This window comes from Frankia sp. Mgl5 (assembly GCF_023242985.1).
GTDB lineage: Bacteria > Actinomycetota > Actinomycetes > Frankiales > Frankiaceae > Parafrankia > Parafrankia soli.
This window is the reverse complement of sequence record NZ_JALKFY010000474.1, coordinates 1-435: the sequence shown is the minus strand read 5'-3', so window position 1 is coordinate 435 and position 435 is coordinate 1. Positions and strand designations below refer to the sequence as shown.

General features: G+C 69.0%; 1 pseudogene. It reads right to left on the bottom strand.

The window, feature by feature from the left end:
- Positions 1–117: 117 nt before the first annotated feature.
- Positions 118–435: pseudogene (locus tag MXD62_RS10205) on the bottom strand (IS110 family transposase); the annotation flags it as partial.

Here is a 435-nt window from a genome sequence, read left to right as displayed (position 1 = left end):
CTGAGGTGAGGATTTCCGGTGTGGGCTGGGTCGGCGGCGGGCGTGGCTGACCGCGCCGGGTGGTCGGGCCCGGCGTCACAGTGTGGCTGTTTGGTTGCGGCTATTCCTCCCGGGTGGTCAGGCGGCGGGCTGTTCGGGTTCGACGGTTACTTTCAGGCCGAGTTTCTCTAGTTGGGCGACGAGGCGTTTCTGTTGGGCTTCCGTGCTGTGCCGGCGCCGCATCCATTCAGGGCCGAGGTCCCGGTAGACGGTGTCGTCGTGCACGATGTGCCAGTAGGCGATCAGAATGTCGTGACGGATCGCCCCCACGGCTTTCTGGACCCCACGGCGGCCCCGGATCTGGGCGTAGTGCGCGGCCAGGTAGGTGTCCCGCGTCTGGGCGGCGGCGTGCGCCGCCTCGGTGAGCGCGGTCCGCAGCCACGTCGACCCCTGACG